General features: G+C 59.6%; 26 protein-coding genes. 20 read left to right on the top strand and 6 right to left on the bottom strand.

Features of this window, described 5'->3' with window-relative positions; genetic code table 11:
- The 10 genes from L9059_RS18620 to L9059_RS18575 all read left to right on the top strand — a co-directional run.
- Nucleotides 1-1,863: primosomal protein N' (locus L9059_RS18620; protein ID WP_247292414.1), on the top strand; the 1,863-nt coding region annotated here is incomplete at its 5' end.
- Between the two features lie 209 nt (nt 1,864-2,072).
- Nucleotides 2,073-3,809: an arginine--tRNA ligase gene (gene argS / locus L9059_RS18615; protein ID WP_247292413.1), complete on the top strand. Its 1,737-nt coding sequence runs from the start codon at nt 2,073-2,075 to the stop codon at nt 3,807-3,809.
- Nucleotide 3,810: 1 nt separating this feature from the next.
- Nucleotides 3,811-4,518: an SPOR domain-containing protein gene (locus tag L9059_RS18610; protein WP_247292412.1), complete on the top strand. Its 708-nt coding sequence runs from the start codon at nt 3,811-3,813 to the stop codon at nt 4,516-4,518.
- 275 nt (nt 4,519-4,793) lie between these two features.
- Nucleotides 4,794-5,324: an ATP-dependent protease subunit HslV gene (hslV, locus tag L9059_RS18605; protein WP_020801247.1), complete on the top strand. Its 531-nt coding sequence runs from the start codon at nt 4,794-4,796 to the stop codon at nt 5,322-5,324.
- 55 nt (nt 5,325-5,379) lie between these two features.
- Nucleotides 5,380-6,720, top strand: a complete 1,341-nt coding sequence (gene hslU, locus L9059_RS18600) for an ATP-dependent protease ATPase subunit HslU (protein WP_247292411.1) — start codon at nt 5,380-5,382, stop codon at nt 6,718-6,720.
- A gap of 155 nt (nt 6,721-6,875) precedes the next feature.
- Nucleotides 6,876-7,253, top strand: a complete 378-nt coding sequence (locus tag L9059_RS18595; protein WP_247292410.1) for a gamma-butyrobetaine hydroxylase family protein — start codon at nt 6,876-6,878, stop codon at nt 7,251-7,253.
- A gap of 255 nt (nt 7,254-7,508) precedes the next feature.
- Entirely contained in the window at nt 7,509-9,188 is a 1,680-nt protein-coding gene (gene phaC / locus L9059_RS18590; protein ID WP_247292409.1) for a class II poly(R)-hydroxyalkanoic acid synthase, read from the top strand.
- 157 nt (nt 9,189-9,345) lie between these two features.
- On the top strand, nt 9,346-10,200 hold the full coding sequence (phaZ, locus tag L9059_RS18585) for a poly(3-hydroxyalkanoate) depolymerase (RefSeq protein WP_247292408.1): 855 nt from the start codon (nt 9,346-9,348) through the stop codon (nt 10,198-10,200).
- 129 nt (nt 10,201-10,329) lie between these two features.
- Nucleotides 10,330-12,012 (top strand): class II poly(R)-hydroxyalkanoic acid synthase, encoded by a 1,683-nt coding sequence (gene phaC / locus L9059_RS18580; protein WP_247292407.1) that lies wholly within the window; start codon nt 10,330-10,332, stop codon nt 12,010-12,012.
- 27 nt (nt 12,013-12,039) lie between these two features.
- On the top strand, nt 12,040-12,660 hold the full coding sequence (locus tag L9059_RS18575; RefSeq protein WP_247292406.1) for a TetR/AcrR family transcriptional regulator: 621 nt from the start codon (nt 12,040-12,042) through the stop codon (nt 12,658-12,660).
- Nucleotides 12,661-12,769: 109 nt separating this feature from the next.
- Here L9059_RS18575 and L9059_RS18570 read toward each other — a convergent pair whose 3' ends face one another.
- The 3 genes from L9059_RS18570 to L9059_RS18560 all read right to left on the bottom strand — a co-directional run bounded on the left by L9059_RS18570 (nt 12,770) and on the right by L9059_RS18560 (nt 14,477).
- Nucleotides 12,770-13,597, bottom strand: a complete 828-nt coding sequence (locus tag L9059_RS18570) for a phasin family protein (RefSeq protein WP_247292405.1) — start codon at nt 13,595-13,597, stop codon at nt 12,770-12,772.
- Between the two features lie 10 nt (nt 13,598-13,607).
- Complete coding sequence (locus L9059_RS18565; RefSeq protein WP_045061956.1) at nt 13,608-14,030, bottom strand: phasin family protein; 423 nt, start codon at nt 14,028-14,030, stop codon at nt 13,608-13,610.
- A gap of 171 nt (nt 14,031-14,201) precedes the next feature.
- Nucleotides 14,202-14,477, bottom strand: coding sequence for a polyhydroxyalkanoic acid system family protein (locus L9059_RS18560; protein WP_247292404.1), 276 nt, complete (start codon nt 14,475-14,477; stop codon nt 14,202-14,204).
- Nucleotides 14,478-14,631: 154 nt separating this feature from the next.
- Between L9059_RS18560 and ubiE the strand changes: the two genes are divergently transcribed.
- The 10 genes from ubiE (at nt 14,632) to L9059_RS18510 (ending at nt 22,784) form a co-directional block, all read left to right on the top strand.
- Nucleotides 14,632-15,402, top strand: coding sequence for a bifunctional demethylmenaquinone methyltransferase/2-methoxy-6-polyprenyl-1,4-benzoquinol methylase UbiE (gene ubiE, locus L9059_RS18555; RefSeq protein WP_247292403.1), 771 nt, complete (start codon nt 14,632-14,634; stop codon nt 15,400-15,402).
- The gene (locus tag L9059_RS18550; RefSeq protein WP_247292402.1) at nt 15,402-16,025 is read left to right on the top strand and encodes a ubiquinone biosynthesis accessory factor UbiJ; all 624 of its coding nucleotides are present in this window, start codon (nt 15,402-15,404) and stop codon (nt 16,023-16,025) included. The genes ubiE and L9059_RS18550 overlap by 1 nt, the downstream gene beginning before the upstream one ends.
- Complete coding sequence (ubiB, locus tag L9059_RS18545; protein WP_247292401.1) at nt 16,022-17,626, top strand: ubiquinone biosynthesis regulatory protein kinase UbiB; 1,605 nt, start codon at nt 16,022-16,024, stop codon at nt 17,624-17,626. The genes L9059_RS18550 and ubiB overlap by 4 nt, the downstream gene beginning before the upstream one ends.
- A gap of 167 nt (nt 17,627-17,793) precedes the next feature.
- Nucleotides 17,794-18,195 carry a phosphoribosyl-AMP cyclohydrolase gene (gene hisI, locus L9059_RS18540; RefSeq protein WP_247292400.1) on the top strand — a complete coding sequence of 134 codons (402 nt, stop codon included), beginning with the start codon at nt 17,794-17,796 and terminating at the stop codon, nt 18,193-18,195.
- A complete protein-coding gene (locus L9059_RS18535) occupies nt 18,188-18,520 on the top strand; it encodes a phosphoribosyl-ATP diphosphatase (protein ID WP_008047820.1) in 333 nt (110 codons plus the stop codon). The genes hisI and L9059_RS18535 overlap by 8 nt, the downstream gene beginning before the upstream one ends.
- A 25-nt stretch (nt 18,521-18,545) precedes the next feature.
- Entirely contained in the window at nt 18,546-18,821 is a 276-nt protein-coding gene (locus tag L9059_RS18530) for a twin-arginine translocase TatA/TatE family subunit (RefSeq protein ID WP_247292399.1), read from the top strand.
- Between the two features lie 10 nt (nt 18,822-18,831).
- The gene (tatB, locus tag L9059_RS18525) at nt 18,832-19,266 is read left to right on the top strand and encodes a Sec-independent protein translocase protein TatB (RefSeq protein WP_247292398.1); all 435 of its coding nucleotides are present in this window, start codon (nt 18,832-18,834) and stop codon (nt 19,264-19,266) included.
- A complete protein-coding gene (tatC, locus tag L9059_RS18520; protein WP_247292397.1) occupies nt 19,263-20,057 on the top strand; it encodes a twin-arginine translocase subunit TatC in 795 nt (264 codons plus the stop codon). The genes tatB and tatC overlap by 4 nt, the downstream gene beginning before the upstream one ends.
- On the top strand, nt 20,054-20,761 hold the full coding sequence (locus L9059_RS18515) for a 16S rRNA (uracil(1498)-N(3))-methyltransferase (protein WP_247292396.1): 708 nt from the start codon (nt 20,054-20,056) through the stop codon (nt 20,759-20,761). Before tatC ends, L9059_RS18515 begins: the two co-directional genes overlap by 4 nt.
- Nucleotides 20,762-20,867: 106 nt before the next feature.
- Nucleotides 20,868-22,784, top strand: coding sequence for a methyl-accepting chemotaxis protein (locus L9059_RS18510; RefSeq protein ID WP_247292395.1), 1,917 nt, complete (start codon nt 20,868-20,870; stop codon nt 22,782-22,784).
- Between the two features lie 50 nt (nt 22,785-22,834).
- Here the strand turns inward: L9059_RS18510 and L9059_RS18505 are convergent, their stop codons facing one another.
- From L9059_RS18505 to L9059_RS18495, 3 genes are all read right to left on the bottom strand, one after another.
- Nucleotides 22,835-23,569, bottom strand: coding sequence for an amino acid ABC transporter ATP-binding protein (locus L9059_RS18505; RefSeq protein ID WP_247292394.1), 735 nt, complete (start codon nt 23,567-23,569; stop codon nt 22,835-22,837).
- Nucleotides 23,562-24,521 (bottom strand): amino acid ABC transporter permease, encoded by a 960-nt coding sequence (locus L9059_RS18500; RefSeq protein ID WP_247292393.1) that lies wholly within the window; start codon nt 24,519-24,521, stop codon nt 23,562-23,564. Before L9059_RS18500 ends, L9059_RS18505 begins: the two co-directional genes overlap by 8 nt.
- Before the next feature lie 126 nt (nt 24,522-24,647).
- Complete coding sequence (locus tag L9059_RS18495; protein ID WP_247292392.1) at nt 24,648-25,445, bottom strand: transporter substrate-binding domain-containing protein; 798 nt, start codon at nt 25,443-25,445, stop codon at nt 24,648-24,650.
- Nucleotides 25,446-25,698 lie beyond the last annotated feature (253 nt).

Genomic DNA, 25,698 nt, shown 5'->3' with positions numbered 1-25,698 from the left:
CGTTTCTGGTCCGCCGTGCCCGGGGCCAGCCTCGATGACCCGCGTATCGCTCGCGCCCCGCGGCAGCGCGAAGCCCTGGCCACCCTGGCCCAACATCCCCACGGCGTTGCCCATCAGTTGCTGAGCAAGTTAATGTTGAGCAAGGACAGCCTGGATCTGCTGCTGGCCAAGGACCTGGTGCAAGTGGAAGTCCGCAAACATGCCCCGGGAGCCCGTCACGAACACTGGCTGGCCCAGCCGGAGCTGCCGCTCAACCCCGAGCAACGTGTTGCGTATGAAGCCATTCGCGCCGGCTTTGACAGTTATCACGCGTTCCTGCTGGCCGGCGTCACTGGTAGCGGCAAGACCGAAGTGTATCTGCAACTGATCCGCGAAACCCTTGAAGCCGGTAAGCAGGCATTGGTGCTGATCCCGGAAATAAACCTGGGACCACAAACCCTTGCGCGCTTCGAGCAACGCTTCAATGCACGCATCGCGCTGATTCATTCGGGCGTCAATGATCGCGAGCGCCTCGAAGCCTGGCTCGCGGCCCGGGATGGCGATGCCGACATCATCATCGGCACCCGCTCGGCACTGTTCACTCCGATGAAAAACCCCGGACTGATCATCATCGATGAAGAACACGACGGCTCCTATAAACAGCAGGAAGGTCTGCGTTATCACGCCCGCGACCTGGCGCTGGTGCGAGCTCGCCAGGAAAACATCCCGATCGTCCTTGGCTCCGCCACGCCTTCGCTCGAAAGCCTTCACAATGCCTATACAGGCCGTTACGGGCTGCTGCGCCTGAACGAGCGCGCCGGTGGCGCCAAGCAACCGCGCTTCCTGCGCCTGGACGTGAAGAGTCGTCCACTGGACAGCGGTATTTCCGGGCCCATGCAGCAGGCCATCGGTCAAACCCTGGCTGCCGGGCAACAGGTATTGGTATTCCTCAACCGTCGCGGTTTTGCCCCGACGCTGCTGTGCCACGACTGTGGCTGGATGTCCGAATGCCAGCGATGTGATGCGCGGATGACAGTGCACCAGCGCTCGGGCGAACTGCGCTGCCACCATTGCGGCTATGTCGAGCGCGTGCCTCGGCATTGCCCAAAATGCGGCAAAGTGGATTTACGCCCGGTAGGGGCCGGCACCGAGCGTGCCGAGGAACGGCTGGCGATTCTGTTTCCAGAGGTACCGGTGCTGCGGGTGGACCGGGACAGCACCTCGCGCAAGGACGCCATGAACCAATTGTTCGCGACCATCCAGAAAGGCCACCCGTGCATTCTGGTGGGCACGCAGATGCTTGCCAAAGGTCACCACTTTCCGCGGGTGACACTGGTGTCAATCCTGGATGCGGACGGTGGCCTGTTTTCCGGCGACTTCCGCGCCAGCGAGCGCATGGCCCAACTGATAGTACAGGTCGCCGGCCGTGCGGGACGTGCTGAGGAGCCGGGCCGAGTGATCATCCAGACGCACCTGGCCGATCATCCGCTGCTCGTGCAACTGACCGAGCAGGGTTACTTCGCTTTTGCCGAACAGGCATTGAGCGAGCGGCGCTCGGCGGGCCTGCCACCCTTTTCCCACCTGGCGCTGTTGCGCGCAGAAGCGCACAAACCAGGGCAGGCCGAAGGCTTCCTTGACGAAGCTTGCAGCGAGGCCGAGCGTTTGCTGGCTGAGCAGAACTTGACCGGTATCGAGCTGCTGGGGCCAGTGCCTGCGCCGATGGAGCGCCGCGCAGGTCGGTATCGTGCGCAATTATTGTTACAGGCGACGGCCCGGGCACCCCTGCATCGGCTGCTGAGCAGTTGGTTGCTGGTGCTGGAGCAGATGCCGAGTGGGAGAGCGGTGCGCTGGTCGCTTGATGTCGATCCAGTCGATTTATATTGAAAGATCAAAAGATCGCAGCCTTGGGCAGTTCCTACCCGATCGCGCTTTTCTGTAGGAGCTGCCGAAGGCTGCGATCTTTGCCGCTTTTGCCACCACATATCCATAACCTGCCCGCTATAGTTGGCAAGCCCGTCTTCGCCACGGATAATGCCCAGTTTTTCCACCCGCGCATCCAGGCGCTGCCGCGCTTGCGGTCGAAAGAGAGCATCATGAAAGACACCATTCGCCAGCTGATCCAACAAGCCATCACCCAACTCGTCAACGAAGGTGTGTTGCCTGAAGGCCTGTCGCCGGCGATCCAGGTGGAAAATTCGCGCGACAAGAAAAACGGCGACTTTGCCAGCAACATCGCCATGATGCTGGCCAAACCGGCGGGCATGAAGCCCCGCGACCTGGCGGAAAAAATCATCGCCGCGCTGCCATCCGATGAAAACATCACCAAGACCGAAATCGCCGGCCCGGGCTTCCTGAACTTCTTCCAGAACACCCAGGCCCTGGCCTCTCGCCTGGACGCCGCGTTGGCCGACGAACACATCGGTGTGTGCAAGGCTGGCCCGACCCAGCGCACCGTGGTCGACCTGTCTGCACCCAACCTCGCCAAGGAAATGCACGTCGGTCATTTGCGCTCAACCATCATCGGTGACGGCGTGGCTCGCGTCCTGGAGTTCCTCGGCGACGAAGTGATCCGTCAGAATCACGTTGGCGACTGGGGCACCCAGTTCGGCATGCTGATGGCCTATCTGCAGGAAAACCCGATTACCAGCGAAGAGCTGTCAGACCTGGAGAACTTCTATCGCGCCGCCAAGGGACGCTTCGACGAATCCGAAGAGTTCGCTGACCGAGCCCGCGGCCTGGTGGTCAAGCTGCAAGCCGGCGACCCGGAATGCCTGGCGCTGTGGACCAAGTTCAAAGACATCTCGTTGTCGCACTGCCAGAAAATCTACGAGCTGCTGAACGTCAAGCTGACCATGGCTGACGTGATGGGCGAAAGCGCCTACAACGACGACCTGATCAATGTGGTAAACGACCTCAAGGCCGCCGGCATGCTGGTGGAGAGTAATGGCGCGCAGTGCGTGTTCCTCGACGAATTCAAGAACGCCGACGGCGACCCGCTGCCGGTAATCATCGTCAAGGCCGATGGCGGCTACCTCTACGCCACCACCGACCTCGCGGCCGTGCGCTACCGCAGTGGCAAGCTCAAGGCTGATCGCGCCCTGTACTTCGTCGACCAGCGCCAGGCCCTGCACTTCCAGCAAGTGTTCGCAGTGGCCCGCAAGGCCGGCTTCGTGACGCACCCGATGGAAATGGAACACATGGGCTTCGGCACCATGAACGGCGCTGACGGCCGTCCATTCAAGACCCGTGACGGCGGCACCGTGAAGCTGATCGACTTGCTGACCGAAGCTCAGGAACGCGCCTATACCCTGGTCAAGGACAAGAACCCGGAGTTGGCCGAAGCCGAGTTGCGCAACATCGCCAAGGTTGTGGGCATCGGCGCGGTGAAATACGCCGACCTGTCCAAGCATCGCACCAGCGACTACAGCTTCAACTTCGACCTTATGCTGAACTTCGAAGGCAATACTGCGCCGTACCTGCTGTACGCCTACACTCGCGTAGCTGGCGTGTTCCGCAAGCTGGGCAAGGATTTCAGCGAAGTCGAAGGCCAGATCACTCTTGAAGCCGTCCACGAGCACGAATTGGCGGCCAAGCTGGCGCAGTTCGGTGAAGTCCTGAATAACGTTTGCGATAAGGGCACGCCGCACATTCTGTGCACGTACCTGTACGATGTCGCGGGCCTGTTCTCCAGCTTCTATGAGAACTGCCCGATCCTCAGCGCCGAAACCCCGGCGCAAATGCAGAGCCGCCTGCGCCTCGCCGCGCTGACCGGCCGCACTCTCAAGCAAGGCCTGGAACTCTTGGGTCTGGAAACTCTGGAGCGTATGTAAGTTGGCTGCCAAGAAAAAACCTGCACCCAAACGTGGCGCCAGCCGTTACCAAGCACCTGCCAAGCAACCGATCCCGGGGTGGCTGTGGATGGTCATCGGCCTGACGGTCGGTGCGTTCATCGTATTCCTGATGAAGCTGGAGCCCGGTAAAGGCAGCGAAAGCGTCAAGCGCGAGAAAATCGAGCAGCAAAAAGCCTCCCGCATCGCCGAGGCCAACAAGACCCCGCCGAGCCCGACGCAACCGGTGAAGCCGAAATACGACTTCTACACTTTGCTGCCGGAATCAGAAGTCATAGTGCCTGCTGAGGCCGTGCCGGAAAAAACCTTGCCTACGCCACAGGTGCCAGCCGTTCCGACGACGCCAGTGACGCCGGAACAAGCCGCGAAGATCGACACTGCACGGGCACAGGCCGCGCTGGCCGGGATTACCCCGCCGCCCGCGCCGCCAGTGAGCAAGGCCGCACCCGTGACCAAGTTCTTCCTGCAGGCCGGTTCGTTCCGCAAGGAAGCTGACGCAGACAAGGTTCGTGCGCAGATCATCCTGCTGGGCCAGACGGTAGCGGTTGAGTCCGGCACCGTGAAGGACGAGACCTGGTACCGGGTGCTGGTCGGGCCATTCAGCAACCGTGAACAGCTGACTACCGCGCAGAAACAACTGGCCGGTAGCGGCTTCAGCAACCTGTTGTTACAACAACGCCAGAGCCGCTGATCCAGAAGCAACAACCTGCTGTGGCGAGGGAGTTGGCTCCCGCTGGGTCGCGAAGCGGCCCCAAAACCAGCAAATGCGGTGGATCAAACGGATCGCCGCTCGCCGGAGTTACGACTGCTTCGCAGCCGAGCGGGAGCCAGCGACCTCGCCACAGGAGGTTTCGCCATTCAAAGAAACCGCTCGTCTTCCCTTCCGCTGTGCAGTTGAAAAACCCGTCACCACCCCCATATGAGTTTTCATAAGGCATTTTCGCCCCGCTGCGTGGAGACTCACCCTTGACCACCATCGTTTCAGTTCGCCGCCACGGCAAAGTCGTCATGGGCGGCGACGGCCAGGTTTCTCTCGGCAATACCGTGATGAAAGGCAATGCGAAAAAAGTTCGTCGCCTGTACCACGGTCAAGTAATCGCCGGTTTTGCCGGGGCTACGGCTGACGCCTTCACCCTCTTCGAACGGTTTGAAGGTCAGCTTGAGAAACATCAGGGTCACCTGGTTCGCGCCGCTGTCGAGCTCGCTAAAGAATGGCGTACCGACCGCTCCCTGAGTCGCCTCGAAGCCATGCTGGCAGTGGCCAACAAAGACGCTTCGTTGATCATCACCGGCAACGGCGACGTGGTCGAGCCTGAAGAAGGCCTGATCGCCATGGGTTCCGGCGGCGGTTACGCCCAGGCCGCCGCGAGCGCGCTGCTGAAGAAGACCGACCTGTCCGCCCGGGAAATCGTCGAAACTGCGCTCGGCATCGCTGGCGACATCTGTGTATTCACCAACCACACTCAGACCATTGAGGAGCAGGACTGCGCCGAATAAGCCTGTTTCGGCCTTTGTGCCACGGCTCATTCTTGCTTGAGGTCCGCCAATTATTATGTCCATGACTCCCCGCGAAATCGTCCACGAACTCAATCGCCATATCATCGGCCAGGACGATGCCAAACGTGCCGTCGCCATCGCCCTGCGTAATCGCTGGCGCCGGATGCAGCTGCCTGAAGAGCTGCGCGTTGAAGTAACGCCCAAGAACATCCTGATGATCGGCCCGACGGGTGTCGGCAAGACCGAAATCGCCCGTCGCCTGGCCAAGCTGGCCAACGCGCCATTCATCAAGGTCGAAGCGACCAAGTTCACCGAAGTCGGCTACGTCGGTCGCGATGTCGAATCAATCATTCGTGACCTGGCAGACGCCGCGATCAAGCTGCTGCGCGAACAGGAAATGACCAAAGTTCGCCACCGTGCCGAAGACGCCGCCGAAGAGCGCATCCTCGACGCCCTGCTGCCACCGGCACGCTCAGGCTTCAACAGTGACGAAGCGGCTCCGTCGGCCGATTCCAACACCCGCCAGCTGTTCCGCAAGCGCCTGCGTGAAGGCCAGCTGGATGACAAGGAGATCGAAATCGAAGTCGCCGAAACGGCCGGCGTCGATATCTCCGCGCCGCCGGGCATGGAAGAAATGACCAACCAGCTGCAGAGCCTGTTTGCCAACATGGGCAAGGGCAAAAAGAAGGCCCGCAAGCTCAAGGTCAAGGAAGCGCTGAAACTGGTGCGCGACGAAGAAGCCGGGCGCCTGGTCAACGACGAAGAGCTCAAGGCAAAGGCCCTCGAAGCGGTTGAGCAGCACGGTATCGTATTCATCGACGAAATCGACAAGGTCGCCAAACGCGGCAACTCCGGCGGCGTCGATGTCTCTCGCGAAGGCGTACAGCGCGATTTGCTGCCGCTGATCGAAGGCTGCACCGTCAATACCAAACTGGGCATGGTCAAGACCGACCACATCCTGTTCATCGCCTCGGGTGCGTTCCACCTAAGCAAGCCGAGTGACCTGGTGCCCGAATTGCAAGGTCGCCTGCCGATCCGTGTTGAACTCAAGGCACTCACGCCGCAAGACTTCGAGCGCATCCTCAGCGAGCCGCATGCGTCCCTGACCGAGCAATACTGCGCGCTGTTGAAAACCGAAGGACTGGGCATCGAGTTCCAGCCGGACGGGATCAAGCGCATCGCCGAAATCGCCTGGCAAGTGAACGAAAAGACCGAGAACATCGGCGCCCGTCGCCTGCACACGCTACTGGAGCGCCTGCTCGAAGAAGTGTCGTTCAGTGCCGGCGACCTCGCCAGCGCCCATGACGGCAAGGTAATCATGATCGACGCGGAATACGTCAACAGCCACCTGGGCGAATTGGCGCAGAACGAGGACCTGTCCCGTTATATCCTGTAAGCCATACTTACAGGCAAACGCGGACCCTGTGGGAGCGGGCTTGCTCGCGAAGAGGCAGCAACATTCAACATCAGTGTTGGTTGTTGCGCCGCTTTCGCGAGCAAGCCCGCTCCCACATTAGAACCGAGCTCGCCCACACAAATGGATTGCCGGTCATGACCCAACTCCCCACCGACATCAAGCTGCACAAAGCCTCAAAAACCCTGTCGCTGAAATACGCCTCCGGCGAAGAACATCACCTGCCCTCAGAGTTTCTGCGAGTGCATTCCCCTTCCGCCGAGGTCCAGGGCCACGGCAAGCCCATCCTGCAATTTGGCAAGATCGGCGTAGGCCTGAGCAAAGTCGAACCGGCCGGTCAGTACGCACTGAAATTGACCTTTGATGACGGTCACGATAGCGGCCTGTTCACCTGGGAATATCTGTATCAGCTGGGCGTGCGCCAGGAAGATCTCTGGAACGATTATCTTGCCGAGCTCAAGGCTGCCGGAAAAACCCGCGACCCGAACCAATCCGTCGTCAGGCTGATGCTCTAGCCCGGGCCTCTTGCTCATTAGAAGGCATTTTCTAATTCCATCTGTTTGAATGCTCCGCTTCAGGGCCGACGATTAGCCCGCTTGCGAAAAAAATTAAACTCGGGTAACCAATGGAGCTGGCAAGTTCCCTGCAGTGCTCTCTGCATAAAAGCAGTGGTGCAGAACATCGGTCACCCGAGTAGTAGTACCTGGCATTTGCTGTGTGGCTACACAGCTGGACTCAGGTACTCGTCTCAGGACAATGGAGCGTCGTAGATGAGTAACAAGAATAACGATGACCTGAAATCTCAGGCCTCGGAGAATACCTTGGGGCTGAATCCTGTCGTTGGACTGCGTAGAAAGGATCTTCTGGGCTCAGCTCGAATGGTGCTGACCCAAGCCATCAAACAACCGATTCACAGCGTCAAGCACGTTGCCCATTTTGGCCTTGAACTCAAGAACGTTCTGTTCGGTAAATCCGAGCTCCAGCCTGCTGGAGATGATCGTCGCTTCGCCGACCCGGCCTGGAGCCAGAACCCGCTCTACAAACGCTATCTGCAAACCTACCTGGCGTGGCGCAAGGAACTCCACGACTGGATCGATGACAGCAGTCTTTCGCCCAAGGACGTCGCGCGTGGGCACTTCGTCATCAACCTCATGACTGAGGCAATGGCCCCGACCAACAGTGCAGCCAACCCGGCGGCGGTCAAACGCTTCTTCGAAACCGGTGGCAAGAGCCTGCTCGATGGCCTCTCGCATCTGGCCAAGGACCTGGTACACAACGGCGGCATGCCCAGCCAGGTCAACATGGGTGCGTTCGAGGTGGGCAAGAGCCTGGGCGTGACCGAAGGCGCAGTCGTGTTTCGCAACGACGTACTGGAGCTCATCCAGTACCGGCCTATTACCGAGCAGGTGCACGAGCGCCCGCTGCTGGTGGTGCCACCGCAAATCAATAAATTCTATGTATTCGACCTCAGTCCGGACAAGAGCCTGGCGCGGTTCTGCCTGCGCAACAACGTCCAGACCTTCATCGTCAGCTGGCGCAACCCGACCAAGGAGCAGCGCGAGTGGGGTCTGTCGACCTATATCGAAGCGCTCAAGGAAGCGGTCGACGTGGTTACCGCGATCACCGGCAGCAAAGACGTCAACATGCTCGGCGCCTGCTCCGGCGGGATTACCTGCACCGCCCTGCTGGGCCACTATGCCGCGATCGGCGAGCACAAGGTCAATGCCCTGACGCTCTTGGTCAGCGTCCTGGACACGACGCTGGATAGCGACGTGGCCTTGTTCGTCGACGAGCAAACCCTTGAAGCCGCCAAGCGCCATTCCTATCAGGCCGGCGTGCTGGAAGGGCGCGACATGGCGAAAGTCTTTGCCTGGATGCGCCCCAATGACCTGATCTGGAACTACTGGGTCAATAACTACCTGCTGGGCAACGAGCCGCCTGTGTTCGACATCCTGTTCTGGAACAACGACACCACGAGATTGCCCGCCGCCTTCCACGGCGACCTGATCGAGATGTTCAAAAACAATCCACTGATCCGCCCGAATGCACTGGAAGTGTGCGGCACGGCCATTGATCTGAAGCAGGTCACTGCAGACATCTTTTCCCTGGCCGGCACTAACGACCACATCACACCGTGGAAGTCCTGCTACAAGTCGGCGCAACTGTTTGGCGGCAAGGTCGAATTCGTGCTGTCGAGCAGCGGCCACATCCAAAGCATTCTGAACCCGCCCGGCAATCCGAAGTCACGTTACATGACCAGTAGCGAAATGGCGGCGAACGCCGAGGAATGGCAGGAGAACTCCACCAAGCACACCGATTCCTGGTGGCTGCACTGGCAGGCCTGGCAGGCCGAGCGTTCGGGCAAGCTGAAGAAGTCACCGACCAGCCTGGGCAACAAGACCTACACCGCCGGCGAAGCAGCACCGGGCACTTACGTACACGAGCGGTAACCGATACACCTCGGTCACCTTGCTAGGAGCGAGCTCGCTCGCGATGGACGTTAACGATAACGCGCCCTTGCGGGTAAAATGCGTTGCCCTTGCGTTTTTCGCGAGCAAGCTCGCTCCTACAGGGGTCGGGGATGAATTCACACACAGGGCCTGAAGCATGCCGCAACCGTTCATTTTTCGTACTGTCGACCTGGATGGCCAAACCCTCCGGACCGCCGTACGCCCCGGCAAGCCTCATTTGACACCCTTGCTGATTTTCAATGGCATCGGTGCCAACCTGGAGTTGGTGTTTCCGTTTGTCGCGGCACTGGACCCGGATCTGGAAGTCATTGCCTTCGATGTTCCAGGAGTGGGTGGCTCGTCGACGCCAAGTCGGCCCTACCGATTTCCGGGCCTGGCGAAACTCACAGCACGCATGCTCGACTATCTCGACTACGGCCAGGTCAATGTGATCGGTGTGTCCTGGGGCGGCGCCCTGGCCCAACAGTTTGCCTATGACTACCCCGAACGCTGCAAGAAATTAGTGCTGGCCGCGACTGCGGCCGGTGCGGTGATGGTCCCGGGCAAACCCAAAGTACTGTGGATGATGGCCAGTCCCAGGCGCTACATCCAGCCGTCCCATGTGATCCGTATTGCACCAATGATCTACGGCGGCTCGTTCCGCCGGGACCCGTCCCTGGCGGCGAGCCATGCAGCAAAAGTCCGTTCGGCGGGCAAGCTCGGCTATTACTGGCAACTGTTCGCGGGTCTTGGCTGGACCAGCATTCACTGGCTGCACAAAATCCACCAGCCGACCCTGGTACTGGCCGGCGATGACGATCCATTGATCCCCCTGGTCAACATGCGCCTGCTGGCCTGGCGGATTCCCAATGCTCAATTGCACATCATCGATGACGGGCATCTGTTCCTGATCACCAGGGCCGAAGCGGTGGCGCCGATCATCATGAAATTTCTGGAAGAGGAACGACAGCGCGCAGTGATGCACCCGCATCCGGCGCCATTGGGCAGTTAAACGAACTCGACGCCGGGTCACAAAAAGGGGGCGGCAGGACGCCGAACCGCGCAACAACCCGTTAGTGCGTCTATGGTGTTCTGGTTCAGTGTGTTTGTTTTTGGCCTGAAGACGAAGGAGTGTTGAGTCATGCGCGACAAACCAGTGCGGGATTCCCTGCCCACTCCCGCCGCGTTCATTAACGCACAAAGTGCGATTACCGGCTTGCGTGGCCGCGATATGCTGTCGACCTTGCGCAGTGTGGCCGCGCACGGCTTACGCAATCCGCTGCACAGTGCCAGGCACGCATTAAAGTTCGGCGGCCAGTTGGGTCGCGTGCTGCTGGGTGAAACCCTGCACCCGACCAACCCGCAGGACAGTCGGTTCACCGATCCCGCGTGGAGCCTCAATCCATTTTACCGGCGCAGCCTGCAGGCCTACCTCAGCTGGCAGAAGCAGGTCAAAAGCTGGATCGACGAGAGCAACATGAGCCCCGATGATCGAGCCCGCGCGCACTTCGCGTTCGCCTTGCTCAACGACGCCGTGGCACCTTCCAACTCGTTGCTCAACCCGTTGGCAATCAAGGAGATCTTCAACTCCGGCGGTAACAGCCTGGTGCGCGGAATCAGCCATCTGGTCGACGACCTGCTGCACAACGATGGCCTCCCTCGGCAAGTCACCAAACAGGCCTTCGAAGTCGGCAAAACCGTCGCGACCACAGCGGGGTCCGTGGTGTTTCGCAATGAGCTGCTGGAGTTGATCCAGTACCGGCCGATGAGTGAAAAACAATACTCAAAACCCTTGCTGGTCGTGCCGCCGCAGATCAACAAGTACTACATATTCGACCTGAGCCCCGGCAACAGCTTTGTCCAGTTCGCACTTAAAAACGGCCTGCAGACCTTCATGATCAGCTGGCGAAACCCGGACGTGCGGCACCGTGAATGGGGCTTGTCGAGCTATGTGGAAGCCGTCGAAGAAGCGATGAACGTTTGCCGGGCGATAACCGGCGCGCGCGAGGTCAACCTCATGGGTGCGTGCGCCGGGGGCCTGACCATTGCCGCGCTGCAAGGTCATCTGCAGGCCAAGCGCCAGCTGCGTCGCGTCTCCAGCGCTACCTACCTGGTGAGCCTTCTCGACAGCCAGATGGACTCTCCTGCCACCCTTTTCGCCGACGAACAGACGCTGGAGGCCGCCAAGCGTCGCTCTTACCAGAAAGGCGTTCTGGACGGACGCGACATGGCCAAGGTGTTCGCCTGGATGCGTCCCAACGACTTGATCTGGAGCTACTTCGTCAACAATTACCTGCTGGGCAAAGAACCGCCAGCGTTCGACATCCTCTACTGGAACAACGACAACACCCGTCTGCCAGCCGCGCTGCATGGCGATCTGCTGGACTTCTTCAAGCACAATCCGCTGAGCCACCCCGGCGGGCTTGAGGTGTGTGGCACACCGATAGACCTGCAGAAGGTCACGGTCGACAGTTTCAGCGTGGCCGGCATCAACGATCACATTACGCCGTGGGATGCGGTGTACCGCTCCACTCTGCTGCTGGGCGGCGACAGGCGTTTCGTGCTGTCCAATAGCGGCCACGTGCAGAGCATCCTCAACCCGCCGAGCAACCCCAAGGCCAATTTCATCGAAAGCGCCAAACTGAGCCTCGACCCACGGGCCTGGTACTACGACGCCAAGCAAGTCGACGGCAGTTGGTGGACTCAATGGCTTAGCTGGGTTCAGGCACGATCCGGTGCGCAGAAGGAAACCCACATGGCCCTCGGCAATCAGAACTATCCACCGATGGAGGCAGCACCCGGCACCTATGTGCGAGTGCGCTGACGTTCAACGAACCATTAAGAAGACTGGATGAAGACCCGCGACCGGATTCTCGAATGTGCCTTGCAGTTGTTCAACCAGAAGGGCGAACCGAACGTTTCGACCATGGAAGTTGCCAACGAAATGGGCATCAGCCCGGGCAACCTCTACTACCATTTTCACGGCAAGGAGCCGCTGATACTGGGTTTGTTCGAACGCTTTCAAAGCGAACTTTCACCGCTGCTCGACCCACCGTCAGATGCGCAATTGGCACCGGAAGATTACTGGCTGTTCCTGCACCTGATTGTCGAACGACTGGCGCATTACCGGTTCCTGTTCCAGGACCTGTCCAATCTCGCCGGGCGCCTGCCCAAGCTGGCCAGGGGGATCCGTAACCTGCTCAACGCCTTGAAGCGTACGCTGGCTTCACTGTTGGCGCGCCTGAAGGCCCTGGGGCAACTGGTCAGTGATACCCAGGCGCTTGGGCAACTGGTGGAACAGATCACACTGACGCTGCTGTTTTCGCTGGACTACCAGCGGATCCTCGATCGCGAGGGTGAAGTCCGGTTGGTGGTATACCAGATCATGATGCTGGTGGCGCCGCACTTGTTACCGCCGATCAAGGTGGCGACCGAACATCTGGCCATGCAATACCTGGAAGAACACCCGTGAAAGTTTACTGGACGAACAATTACCCCTGTGGGATCCATCGTGATCATTAAACGGTACTCAAAAAAAACGCCCGACCTCTGCAGGCCGGGCGTTTTATCGAGTCCTGGGATCAGGACTGACTGGTTGGCGTCGATGGAGCTGGCGCGACAGTCGGGGTTGCAGCCGGGGTCGGCGCGGCGGCCGAGTTCGACGTGCTGGCCGGGGCCGGGGTCGGCTTGGCGGCAGCTGTCGCGGCTGGTTTTGCTGCAGCGGCTTTCGGTGCCGCCGGCTTCTTCACTGCAGGCTTCTTCGCCGCAGCAGGTTTGGCCGCTGTGCTTTTTGCCGCAGGTTTAGCGGTAGCTTTCGTGGCAGCCGATTTGACGGCTGACTTCGCTACAGCAGGTTTTGCTGCGGCAGTCTTGGCCACCGACTTGGCGGCAGACGCGGTTTTCGCTGCAGTCTTGGCTACCGGCTTGGCGACAGCTTTCGCCAGTGGCTTGGTAGCAGGCTTGGCCGCTGCGGTTTTCGTCGCAACTGGCGCAACCTTGGCCCCGGTGAGTTTTTCGATCTGCTTGGTCAGGGTATCGACCTTGCTGTGCAGCGCCTTCACTTCATTACGGCTCGGCACGCCCAGACGCGAAATGGCGCTGTTCAGGCGCTTGTCAAAAGCCCCTTCCAGCTCATCCCACTTGCCCAGTGCACGATCTTTCACGCCACTGATGCGCGACTTGGCCGAAGTGGCGGAGTCCTTTGCAGCATCGACTTTATCGCCGACTACATTCTTGGCGAGTTTCTCGGCTTTCTCACCGTCTTTTACCAATGTATCGAAGAGCTTGCTGCCGTCAGTGTCGATCTTCGAGTACACGCCTAAACCGGCCAGCCAGATTTTGCGGGAGTAGTCTTCAACTTTCCCGATCCAAGAGTTGCCTTCTTTTTCGGTGTTCTTTTTACCAGCCATCCCGTTCTCCTTAAGATTTACGCGCGACGCGTTCGAGCAATGCCGTCAGCTCATCGAGCTTAGCAGAGAGTGTCTCAACGTCATGTTTAGACGGAATGCCGATACGATTCAAGGCACTTGCAACACGCGAGTCAAAAGCCTTCTCGACCTTGTCGAGTTGCAGTTCGACCTTGCCTTTGAAACTACTGACTTCGCTCTTCGCTTCATCGATCTCGGAGTTGGCGGCTTCAAGTTTTTCCGCAACTACCTTTTTACCTTTCTTTTCAACAGTTTGACCTTCCTTGATCAACTCTTGAAAGTACTCGCTGCCCTCTTGGCCAACCTTGGTATAGGCCCCAAGGCCTGCCAGCCAGATCTTGCGGGCATAGGATTTGACGTCGCCCAGAGCAGATGTAGAAGCGTCGATTTTTTTCTTCAAAATAACTTTGGCCATGGTGCACCTCACGCGCAGAAGGTTTGAGGAACTGCCCGCGAAAGAGTCGGGCTCAGGCACAAAGTAGTGAGAATAATTAGAAACGGCACCCTAACAACTGACAGGTGATGCATGACAGAGATCAACTGTGGCGAGGGAGCTTGCTCCCTCGCCACAGGTATAAGTCCAACTTCAGACCAACGCTTTATCGAGGGCTTTCTCGATTTCCGACTTGATCGTACCGCTCATGGCCGACATCAACAGGCCCAGTTCGACATCGACCCGGATCGAATCCTCCGTGACATGCACCGCGCCTTTGACCCCCGAGCGCTTGAGGTTAAGGGTATCGCCCGCCCACTGCGGCTCCAGGCCGTACTGATCGGACAGTTTCTGCGCCAGCTTGTCGGCCTTCTCGCGGGCCGCTTCCTTGCCCAGCGCGTGAGCACGTTCAACACTAATACGGGCCATCAAATGACTCCTGCTTTATGAATGCTTCCTGAAGCATCTTGACCGCCGCTGCGGCAAAACGTCCCGGTGATTGCCTATCTTACCTTTAGCCACTCCAAGACAAAGCAGGCCACCGGGATTAGAATGTCCCGCATTCTCTTCTGGTGACAGCGATATGACTGATCAGCGCAAAGGTAGCGATACCGAACCCACCACTCACTTCGGTTTCAAAAACGTTCCGGAAAGCCAAAAAGCGGAAAAAGTCGCTGAGGTTTTCCACTCGGTAGCCGCCAAGTACGACCTGATGAACGACCTCCTGTCGGGCGGCATGCACCGTCTGTGGAAGCGTTTTGCGATCGAGCTGTCGGGAGTTCGCACCGGTAACCGGGTACTCGACATCGCTGGCGGCACTGGCGACCTGACCAAAAAATTCTCGCACCTGGTAGGCCCTACCGGCCAGGTAGTGTTGGCCGACATCAACGAATCCATGCTCAAGGTCGGTCGTGACCGCCTGCTGGACCTCGGCGTTGCCGGCAACGTCGAATTCGTCCAGGCCGATGCTGAAAAGCTGCCCTTCCCGGACAACCATTTTGACTGCGTGACCATCGCCTTCGGCCTGCGCAACGTGACGCACAAGGAAGATGCCCTGCGTTCGATGCTGCGCGTCCTCAAACCGGGTGGCCGCTTGCTGGTGCTGGAGTTCTCCAAGCCGACTAACACGCTGATGTCCAAAGCCTACGACGCCTACTCGTTCGCCTTCATGCCGCTGATGGGCAAGCTGATCACCAACGACTCGGAAAGCTACCGCTACCTGGCCGAATCGATCCGCATGCATCCGAACCAGGAAACCCTGAAGTCGATGATGGTCGAGGCGGGCTTCGACCGCGTGACCTATCACAATATGACCGCAGGCATCGTTGCCCTGCACCGCGGCATCAAACCCTGATGTTGCTGGCCGGTCTGCTCGCCAGCGTTGAGCTCGGTCTTAACCGGGTGCTGCGGCTCGACAGCACGGCGTTGCCGCGCCTGGCGCATTTGAGTGGCAAGGTGATCGCCGTCGATTGCCGCAGCCCGGCATTCCAATTATTCATCCTGCCAAGCGACGAAGGACTGATGCTCGCCTCCCAGTGGGAAACAGGCGCGGACTGCACCCTGCGTGCGCCGGCTTCAAGCCTGCTGAAACTGGCCTTGAGCAAGGACAAGACCTCCGTGTTGCACGGCCCGCAAGTCGAGCTCGACGGAGACAGCGGCGTACTGCTGGAACTGGCGGCGATCCTCCAGGACCTTAAACTGGACTGGGAGTACGAGCTCTCGCGCTGGCTCGGACCGGTTGCAACGCAACTGGTCGGCGGCCATTTGCGCAGTCGCGCGCGTTGGTACCAGCAAGGATTTATCAGCCTCGGTCAAAACCTGGGCGAGTACCTGGCCGAAGAATCGCGCACCCTTGTTGGCCTGCGCGAAGCCGAGGCCCGTTTCAGTGAACTGGACCAGATCAAACTCGATCTGGAACGTATCGAGGCGCGTTTCGAGCGCCTTTCCCGATCCCTCGACCCAAGCGATAACGCATGAAGCTGCTTGCCGTCCGCCGTTTGTTGCGCATCCAGCGCGTTGTGATTCGCTACCGCCTCGATGACCTGCTATTCGCCCTGCCGCTGCCCTGGTTCTTGCTGGCGCTGCGTTATGCGTTGCCGTGGCGCTGGTTCCCGCGCAAAACTCTTGAGCTGAGCCGCGGCGCCCGACTGCGCCTGGCCTTGCAGGACCTGGGGCCGATTTTCATCAAGTTCGGTCAGATCCTTTCCACCCGCCGCGACCTGCTGCCGGAAGACATCGCCGATCAATTGATGCTGCTGCAGGACCGTGTCCCACCGTTCGATTCGCAAGTGTCGATCAAGCTGATCGAAGAGCAGCTAGGCAAGAAGATCAGCGAAGTGTTCAGCCGTTTCGACGTCGAACCGCTGGCTTCGGCTTCGGTGGCACAGGTGCATGCCGCGCAGCTGAAAACCGGTGAAGAAGTCGTGGTCAAGGTGATCCGCCCGGGTCTCAAGCCGATCATCGCCCAGGATCTGGCGTGGCTGTTCATCCTGGCTCGCGCGGCAGAAAAGCTCTCGGCCGACGCCCGTCTGCTGCACCCGGTGGACGTAGTCCAGGACTACGAGAAAACCATCTACGACGAACTCGACCTGCTGCGCGAAGCCGCCAATGCCAGCCAGCTGAAGCGCAACTTCCAAGACTCGCCGCTGCTCTACGTGCCGCAAGTCTATTGGGATTGGTGCCGGCCAAAGGTGCTGGTAATGGAACGTATCTACGGCATCCAGGTCACCGACCTGGCGACCCTGGCCGACCAGCGCACCGACATGAAGATGCTCGCCGAGCGCGGCGTCGAGATCTTCTTCACCCAGGTGTTCCGCGACAGTTTTTTCCATGCCGACATGCACCCGGGGAACATCTTCGTCAGCACCGTCAATCCGTGGAGCCCACAGTACATTGCGATCGACTGCGGCATCGTCGGCAGCCTGACCCCGGAAGACCAGGACTATCTGGCCCGCAACCTGTTCGCTTTCTTCAAACGCGACTATCGGCGAGTGGCCCAACTGCATATCGATTCGGGCTGGGTGCCGGCGGAAACCAAACTCAACGAATTCGAAGCGGCGATCCGCACAGTCTGCGAGCCGATCTTCGAAAAACCGTTAAAAGATATTTCATTCGGCCAGGTGCTGATGCGCCTGTTCCAGACTGCTCGACGATTCAACATGGAAGTGCAGCCGCAGCTTGTTCTGTTGCAGAAAACCCTGCTGAACATCGAAGGCCTGGGCCGCCAGTTGTACCCGGACCTCGACCTGTGGAACACCGCTCAGCCGTTCCTCGAGCGCTGGATGCGCGAGCGCGTCAGCCCCAAAACCTTGCTGGGCAACGTGCAGAGTCAATTCGAACAGCTGCCGCACCTGGCCAACATGGCCCGCGACCTGCTCGAACGCATGTCACAGCCTCACGCCTACGATCCCCCTCCACCCTGGCACCAACGGCGTGACGACTGGTTCCTGCGACTGCTCGGCACCGCTCACCTGGCGGGCGGCGCGGTACTCGCGATTGGCGGACCTTTGAACGACCTGGCTTATTGGCCAGCCGGAATCATGATGGTGGTCGGTTTGTATCTGGTCGTTCGTCGATAGCACGAATCAGCTGTAAGTTATAAGCTGCAAGCTGCAAGCGTTGCCCGCAATATTCACGTCTGATTTACGCTTGCAGATTGCACGTTGCACATGACGAAAGACCGAAGCGCACTGGCTTTTACTCGCAGCTTGAAGCTTAAAGCTTGGAGCTACTTCAGGAACTGAAGATGAACAACTGGCTGGACGAAATCAAGTGGGACGCCGATGGCCTGGTGCCCGCGATTGCCCAGGATCACAAGACCGGGCGCGTCCTGATGATGGCCTGGATGAACCGCGAAGCGCTGCAACTGACGGCCGCCGAGAATCGTGCCATCTACTGGTCACGTTCCCGAGGCAAACTGTGGCGCAAGGGCGAGGAGTCCGGGCATGTGCAGACCCTGCATGAGATGCGCCTGGACTGTGACGCCGACGTGATCATCCTGATGGTCGAGCAGATCGGCGACATCGCCTGTCATACCGGACGCCAGAGCTGCTTCTACCGAGTCTTCGAGAACGGCGACTGGAAAATCGTCGACCCGGTCCTTAAAGATCCGCACGCCATTTATTCCGCAGGACACACCCATGAGTGACACTCTGACCCGCCTGGCCGAAGTGCTGGAAGAGCGCAAAGGCGCCGCTGCCGACAGCTCGTATGTTGCCAGCCTGTACCACAAGGGCCTGAACAAGATTCTGGAAAAAGTCGGCGAAGAGTCGGTCGAGACCATCATTGCCGCCAAGGACGCCGCCATCAGCGGCGACTGCAGCGATGTAATCTACGAGACCGCCGATTTGTGGTTCCACAGCATGGTCATGCTTGCCCAACTGGGGCAGCATCCACAGGCTGTACTCGATGAACTGGACCGTCGCTTCGGTCTGTCCGGACACGCCGAGAAAGCCTCGCGCCCGTCCGCCTGAACAACTATTAGAGAGGAGCAGCAACATGGGTATTTTTGACTGGAAACACTGGATCGTCATCCTGGTTGTTGTCGTGCTGGTATTCGGCACCAAGAAGCTGAAAAACCTCGGCACTGACGTCGGTGAGTCGATCAAGGGCTTCCGCAAAGCCATGAACGATGACGAAAAGCCCGCTGATCCGAGCGCGACCCCGGCACAACCGGTGCCTCCCGCGCAGCCACAGGCCACCCCGGTCAACCCGCCGCACACCATCGACGTGCAGGCACAAAAAGTCGAAGAGCCGATCCGCAAAGACGTGTGAGCACTGACTAATGTTTGGTATCAGCTTCACTGAACTGCTGCTCGTCGGCCTCGTCGCTCTGCTGGTGCTGGGCCCCGAGCGTCTGCCGGGCGCTGCGCGCACCGCCGGCCTGTGGGTCGGTCGCCTGAAGCGCAGCTTCAACGCGATCAAACAGGAAGTTGAACGTGAAATCGGTGCCGACGAGATTCGTCGGCAGCTGCACAACGAACATATCCTGTCTTTAGAGCAGGAGGCGCGGAAGATCTTCACGCCGACCCAGCAGGAGCCGACCCCGGTGCAGGCTGTCGCGCAGCAGACTGTTCATGCCCAGGCGTCGGTAGTTGAGCCGACTGCCGGTGCTGAACCTGCCCCTGTCGCCGCTCCCCTGGCTGAACCTGCAACACCTGCGGCGGCGCCTGTTGCGCCGACCCCTCATGACCCAACACTGCCGCCGCGAGCCCCATGAGCGATCTTCCAGAAAATGACCAGCACATGCCGCTGGTTTCGCACCTCACCGAGTTGCGCACCCGCCTGCTGCGCTGTGTAGCGGCGATATTCATCGTCTTCGCCGGGTTGTTCGCTTTCACCCAGCAAATCTATACCTTCGTCTCCACGCCGCTGCGCCAGTACTTGCCAGAAGGCGCGACGATGATCGCCACCGATGTGTCGTCGCCCTTCCTGACGCCGCTCAAGTTGACGATGATGGTTTCGCTGTTCCTGTCGATCCCGGTGATCCTGCATCAGATCTGGGGCTTTATCGCGCCAGGCCTGTACAAGCACGAGAAGCGCATCGCCGTGCCGCTGCTGATGTCCAGCATCCTGCTGTTCTACGCCGGCATGGCATTCGCCTATTACCTGGTGTTCCCGCTGATCTTCAAATTCTTCGCTGCCGCTACTCCGGCCGGTGTGGAAATGATGACCGACATCACCAGCTACCTCGATTTCGTCATGACCCTGTTCTTCGCCTTCGGCGTGGCCTTCGAAATCCCGGTAGCCGTGGTACTGCTGGTGTGGATCGGCGTGGTCGACGTCAAATACCTGAAGAAAATCCGCCCCTACGTAATCATTGGCTGCTTCGTGGTCGGCATGATCCTGACCCCACCGGACATTTTCTCGCAGACCCTGCTGGCCGTTCCGATGTGGCTACTGTTTGAAATCGGCATTCTGTTCGGCAGTCTGATCAGCAAGCGCAGCGCGCACCCGGACGACCAGCCGGTTGACGATCCCAACGACCAGCCGCCAGCGACCCAGCCGTGAACCTGCTGCTTCTCGAAGAAGCCGATTTCATAGCGGCCGACCGGGTAATCCTGCGTGATCGCCGCCTGACCCACATGCAGGAAGTCCACCGTTCGCAAGTCGGTGACAGCCTGCGGGTCGGCAAGATTGGCGGCCTCATGGGGTCTGCCGAGCTGCTGCGCCTGGACACCACCGAAGCCGAGTTGCGGGTCACCCTCGACCAACCGCCTCCGAACAAGCTGCCCCTGACCATGGTATTGGCTCTGCCACGCCCGAAAATGCTCCGCAGGGTGTTTCAGACCGTTGCGGCAATGGGAGTGCCGCGGATCGTCCTGGTGAACAGCTATCGCGTCGAAAAGAGCTTCTGGCAAACACCGTTCCTGGAACCTGACGCGATTCGCGAGCAATTGATCCTCGGCCTCGAACAGGCGCGGGATACCGTGTTGCCGCAAATCATCATCGAGAAGCGCTTCAAGCCGTTCGTCGAAGACAGGCTTCCAGCGATCACCGAAGGGACCCTCGGCCTGGTCGGCCATCCCGGCAATTACCCGCCCTGTCCTCGCGGCCTGGATCAACCGGTGACACTGGCCATCGGTCCGGAAGGTGGCTGGATCCCTTACGAGATCGACTTGCTAGCCAAGTCCGGCCTGCAACCGGTGCAACTGGGCGACCGCATCCTGCGAGTGGAAACCGCCGTCACTGCCCTGCTGGCACGACTCTTCTAAATCCTGCGATCCCCCTGGTAGGAGCTGCCGAAGGCAGCTACAGGTTCCGGGACACCTGCCGATATAACTCCCATAAAACCTACGTGTGGTTCAAGGGAGTTGCAGCATGTACCAATCACTAGCCGATAAACTGGGAAACGTCAGCGTCAATCGTAAACTGGGAGTCGGTTTCGGTTTGGTGCTGCTGCTGACCTGCCTGATCACCTTCACCGGCTGGACGGGCCTCAGCGGCGTGATGAATCGGGGCGACAAGCTCGGCTTCATCTCCGGTCTGATCGAGCTGAGCAAAGACCTGCGCATCGCCCGCCTAGATTACGACATGCATCGCGGCGAACAGGGCCCCGGGGCGGTCAACGAGTTGCTCGACCAACTGGAAACCGGCCTGAAAACCGCCCGCACCCTCATCGAACAGCCGGCCGATGCAGCCATGGTTGATCAGCAACTGGTCGCCGTCGCGGAATACAAACGCGCCTTCACCGACATGACTCAGGCGACCACTGCTCGCGAAGACGCCCGGAGCAAACTCGGGGCAACCGCCGACAACGCCGTGGCACAGGTGAGCGCAGTCGAGAAATCCTTGCTGCAAGGCGAGAGTGTTGCCGACTACAGCCAGGTAATCGAACTGAGCAAGCTGCTCCAGCAAGCGCGCTACCAGGTTCGCGGCTACACCTACAGCGGCAAGGTCGAAGCCCAGCAACCGGCAATGGACGCCATCGACGCCGCCTTGAAAAGCCTCGACAGCCTGCCTGCCAAACTGCCAGAGCAGCACCTCGTCAACCTGCAGCAGGCCAGCGAGTCATTGAAGGCTTACCGCGCCGCCGTCAGCCAGTTCCGCGACTCCCAAGTGGCGAACGCCACTGCGCTCAAACACATGAGCGCCCAGGGTGACATCCTGATTGACCTCAGCAAAAAACTGACGGCTTCGCAGACCATCGTCCGTGATACCGATGCTGCGCACGCCAAGAACATGCTGCTGCTGGCCACTCTGCTCGCCCTGGCGTTCGGCCTGCTGGCGGCTTGGGCCATCACCCGCCAGATCGTGATACCCCTGGGCGAGACCCTCAAAGTCGCCGAACGCATCGCAGCCGGCGACCTGACCCACAATCTTGTGTCTCGCCGCCAGGACGAACTGGGCCAGTTGCAGCGCGCCATCCAGAGCATGACCCAGGGCTTGCGCGAATTGATTGGCGGCATCAGCGACGGCGTCACCCAAATCGCCAGCGCCGCCGAGGAGTTGTCCGCCGTCACCGAGCAGACCAGCGCCGGGGTCAACAGCCAGAAGGTCGAGACCGATCAGGTCGCAACTGCCATGAACGAGATGACCGCAACCGTACAGGAAGTCGCACGCAATGCTGAAGAGGCCTCAGAGGCCGCTGTGGCTGCCGACCAGCAGGCCCGCGAAGGTGACAAGGTAGTGGGTGAAGCCATCGCCCAGATCGAGCGCCTGGCGCTCGAAGTGGGCAACTCGACCGAGGCCATGGGTCATCTCAAGCGCGAGAGCGACAAGATCGGCAGTGTGCTCGATGTGATCAAGTCCGTAGCCCAGCAAACCAACCTGCTGGCCCTCAACGCCGCCATCGAAGCCGCCCGTGCCGGTGAAGCAGGCCGCGGGTTTGCCGTGGTTGCCGATGAAGTCCGCAGCCTCGCCCAGCGCACCCAGAAGTCCACCGAGGAAATCGAAGAGCTGATCGTAGGCCTGCAAGCCGGCACCCAGAAGGTGGCGACCATCATGGACAATAGCCGCAGCCTGACCGACAGCAGCGTCGAACTGACCCGCCGCGCCGGTGGCTCGCTGGAAAGCATAACCCGCACGGTTTCAGCGATTCAGTCGATGAACCAGCAGATTGCCGCGGCAGCCGAGCAACAGAGCGCGGTGGCGGAAGAGATCAATCGCAGCGTGCTGAATGTGCGAGACGTGTCCGAACAGACCTCGGCCGCCAGTGAAGAGACGGCCGCGTCCAGTGTCGAACTGGCGCGACTCGGTACCCATTTGCAGACGCTTGTAGGCCGGTTCAAGGTCTAGACTGATGCGCATGCCTCGGTCCACCTGCGACCGAGGTGATGCCATCGCCGTCAGAGAACCTGGCGTAAAAAAGCTTGTGCCCGCGGATCCTTCGGCGCATCGAAGAAATCGGCAGGCGCAGCATCCTCCAGCAACTTTCCGTGATCGAAGAACAACACCCTGTCCGCCACCTCGCGAGCAAAACCCATCTCGTGAGTCACGCAGACCATGGTCATGCCTTCCACGGCCAGGGTTTTCATCACATCCAGCACTTCGCCGACCATTTCCGGATCGAGCGCCGAAGTGGGTTCGTCGAACAACATGACCTTGGGCTCCATCGCCAACGCCCTGGCAATGGCCACACGCTGCTGCTGACCACCGGAAAGACGTGACGGAAATTCGTTGGCTTTCTGCGCAATACCGACCTTTTCCAGCAACACCATGGCCTTGGCCTCGCGCTCCTTCTTGCCCCGCTTACGTACGACCTTCTGCGCCAGACAGAGGTTTTCCAGTACGGTCATGTGCGGGAACAGGTTGAAGTGCTGGAACACCATACCGACTTCGCGGCGGTAAGCATTCACGTCGGTTTTTGGGTCGGCCAGTTGCAGGCCGTCGATGCTCACCGAGCCAGAATCGAACTCTTCCAGGCCATTGAGGCAGCGCAGGAACGTCGACTTGCCCGAGCCGGACGGCCCGATCACCACCAACACTTCGCCCCTGGCCACCTGGGTGGTGACGTTATCCACCGCACGAACCACCTGGCCCCGGGTGTCGAAGACTTTTACCAGATCGCGGACTTCAATCACTTTGCGCGAGCCTCCGCTCTAGCCGGCTGGCGATTTTCGACAGCGGCAGGTTGATCAATAGGTACAACCCGGCCACGCAGAACAGGATTTCGAACGGCGAGAACGAGGTCGTGATCACTTCGCGACCGCTTTTGAGCAGTTCGGTAATCGCGATCACCGACACCAGCGACGTGTCTTTCACCAGGCTGATGAACTGCCCGGCCAAGGGTGGCAGCACGCGTTTTAAAGCTTGAGGCAGCACGACATGGCGCATCGATTGACCGGCGCTCAAGCCCAGTGAACGTGCGGCTTCGTTCTGGCCGCGGGCGATCGACTGCACACCCGAACGAATAATCTCCGCCACATAAGCGCCAGTGAACAGCGACAGCGCGGCGATCCCGGCGAATTCCCGGGACAGGTTCATCACGGTGCCGATGAAGAAGTAGAAAATGAATATCTGCACTAGCAGTGGCGTGCCGCGCACGAGTTCGACGTAAATGGTCGAGAGTTCACGCAAAGTCGGGTTGTTCGACAGCCGGCACAAACCCGTGGCAAGACCAATCAGCAGGCCGAGCACACCCGACACCACCGACAACCACAACGTCGTCCACAGGCCCCACAACAGCGGCCCGGCGGCCCAATGGCGGGTGACACCAATGACATCGCCTTCAGCCACGTCATCGCCTTGAGCGACTTGCAGGCTGTTGTCGTCGACGACCAGGCGTTGTTCATCCCCAGCGTCGTTGCGCAGCGTGACTTCAGCCTTGTCGCCCTTGCGTACCAGCTCACTGACAGTGGAAATGTCGGCCGCGCGCTCGGACTCTTCGGCGTGGTAGACGAAGTACTGCGGTACACGGTTCCAGCGCCATTCGTAGGACATCAGCGAGGTGGCGTAGTACAAGGCGCCGGCCAGGCCTATAAGCACCAGCACGGTCAGGACATGCCAGGGCCATTGCGCATTTTTCTGTTTCATTGCGGGTTCCGGAATTTGTGGTGCCTTGAAGGCCTTAATCGCCAGCAGGCTGGCTCCCACAGGGGAATGCGTTTCAGTGTGGGAGCCAGCCTGCTGGCGATGGGCGCGGCGCGGTCTGTCAGACCGTTATTCCATGTCCTTGAGCCAAGCGGTGTCTTTAAACCACTTGTCATGAATGCGATCGTATGTGCCGTCTTCGTGAATCTGGTGCAGGAAGTTATTGATGAAATTGAGGCTGTCGTAGTCGCCCTTCTTCAGGCCAAAGGCCAGCGGCTCGTAGGTGAACGGCTTGTCGAGGAACACCAGTTTGCCGGCACCGACCTTGTTCACGGCCACGACGTTGTAGGGCGCGTCATAGATGAATGCATCAGCCTTGCCATTGACCACGTCAAGCACGGCTTCCTGCTCGTTGTCGTAGCCGTGGTACTTGGCCTTGGAGATCAGCTTCTTCGCGACCATCTCCCCCGTGGTGCCCAACTTGGAGGTGATGCGGTAATCGGCGGTATTCAGGTCTTTATAGGACTTTATGGTGCCTTCCAGCTCCTTGCGGATCAGCAGCGTCTGGCCGACCACAATGAAGGGGTCGCTGAAGTTCAGGCGCAGGTTACGTTCCTGGGTCAGGGTCATGCCGCTGCCGATCATGTCGAACTTGTCGGTCATCAGGGCTGGGATAATGCCGTCGTAGCCGGTGGACACCAGCTCCAGCTTGACGCCCATGGCCTTGGTCATGGCTTTGAGGATGTCGACTTCGAAACCAATGATCTCGCCACGCTTGTTGGTCATTTCGAACGGCATGTAGGTCGGGTCCATCCCGACTTTCAGCGTGCCGCGCTTGACCGCGTCATCGATGGCGCCGGCCTGCACCGTGCTGACTGCAACCAGTGCCGTGACGCCTACCAGCAGCATCGAAAGATACTTCTTCATCATCAAGTCCCCAAACCATTGCGTTATGAGGCGCGCAAACAGCGGGTTTCCCTTGAGAAACCGGCAGATACGAACAGAAAGTTGTCCGGGCGCACCAATTCGGGGACGGATGCTATCGCAGCCTTGTGGGATTTGTTAGACGCAAAAGCAAAAGATCGCAGCCTCCGGCAGCTCCTACAGATATACACCCTGTAGAAGCTGCCGGAGGCAGCGATCTTTAGAAGCTCCCCCAGCTGATATCCCGCCGAGGAAT

It is taken from the genome of Pseudomonas violetae (assembly GCF_023072615.1).
Classification (GTDB): Bacteria; Pseudomonadota; Gammaproteobacteria; order Pseudomonadales; family Pseudomonadaceae; genus Aquipseudomonas; species Aquipseudomonas violetae.
Note: the sequence above shows the minus strand (reverse complement) of the source record. Positions and strands in the feature narration are given on the sequence as shown.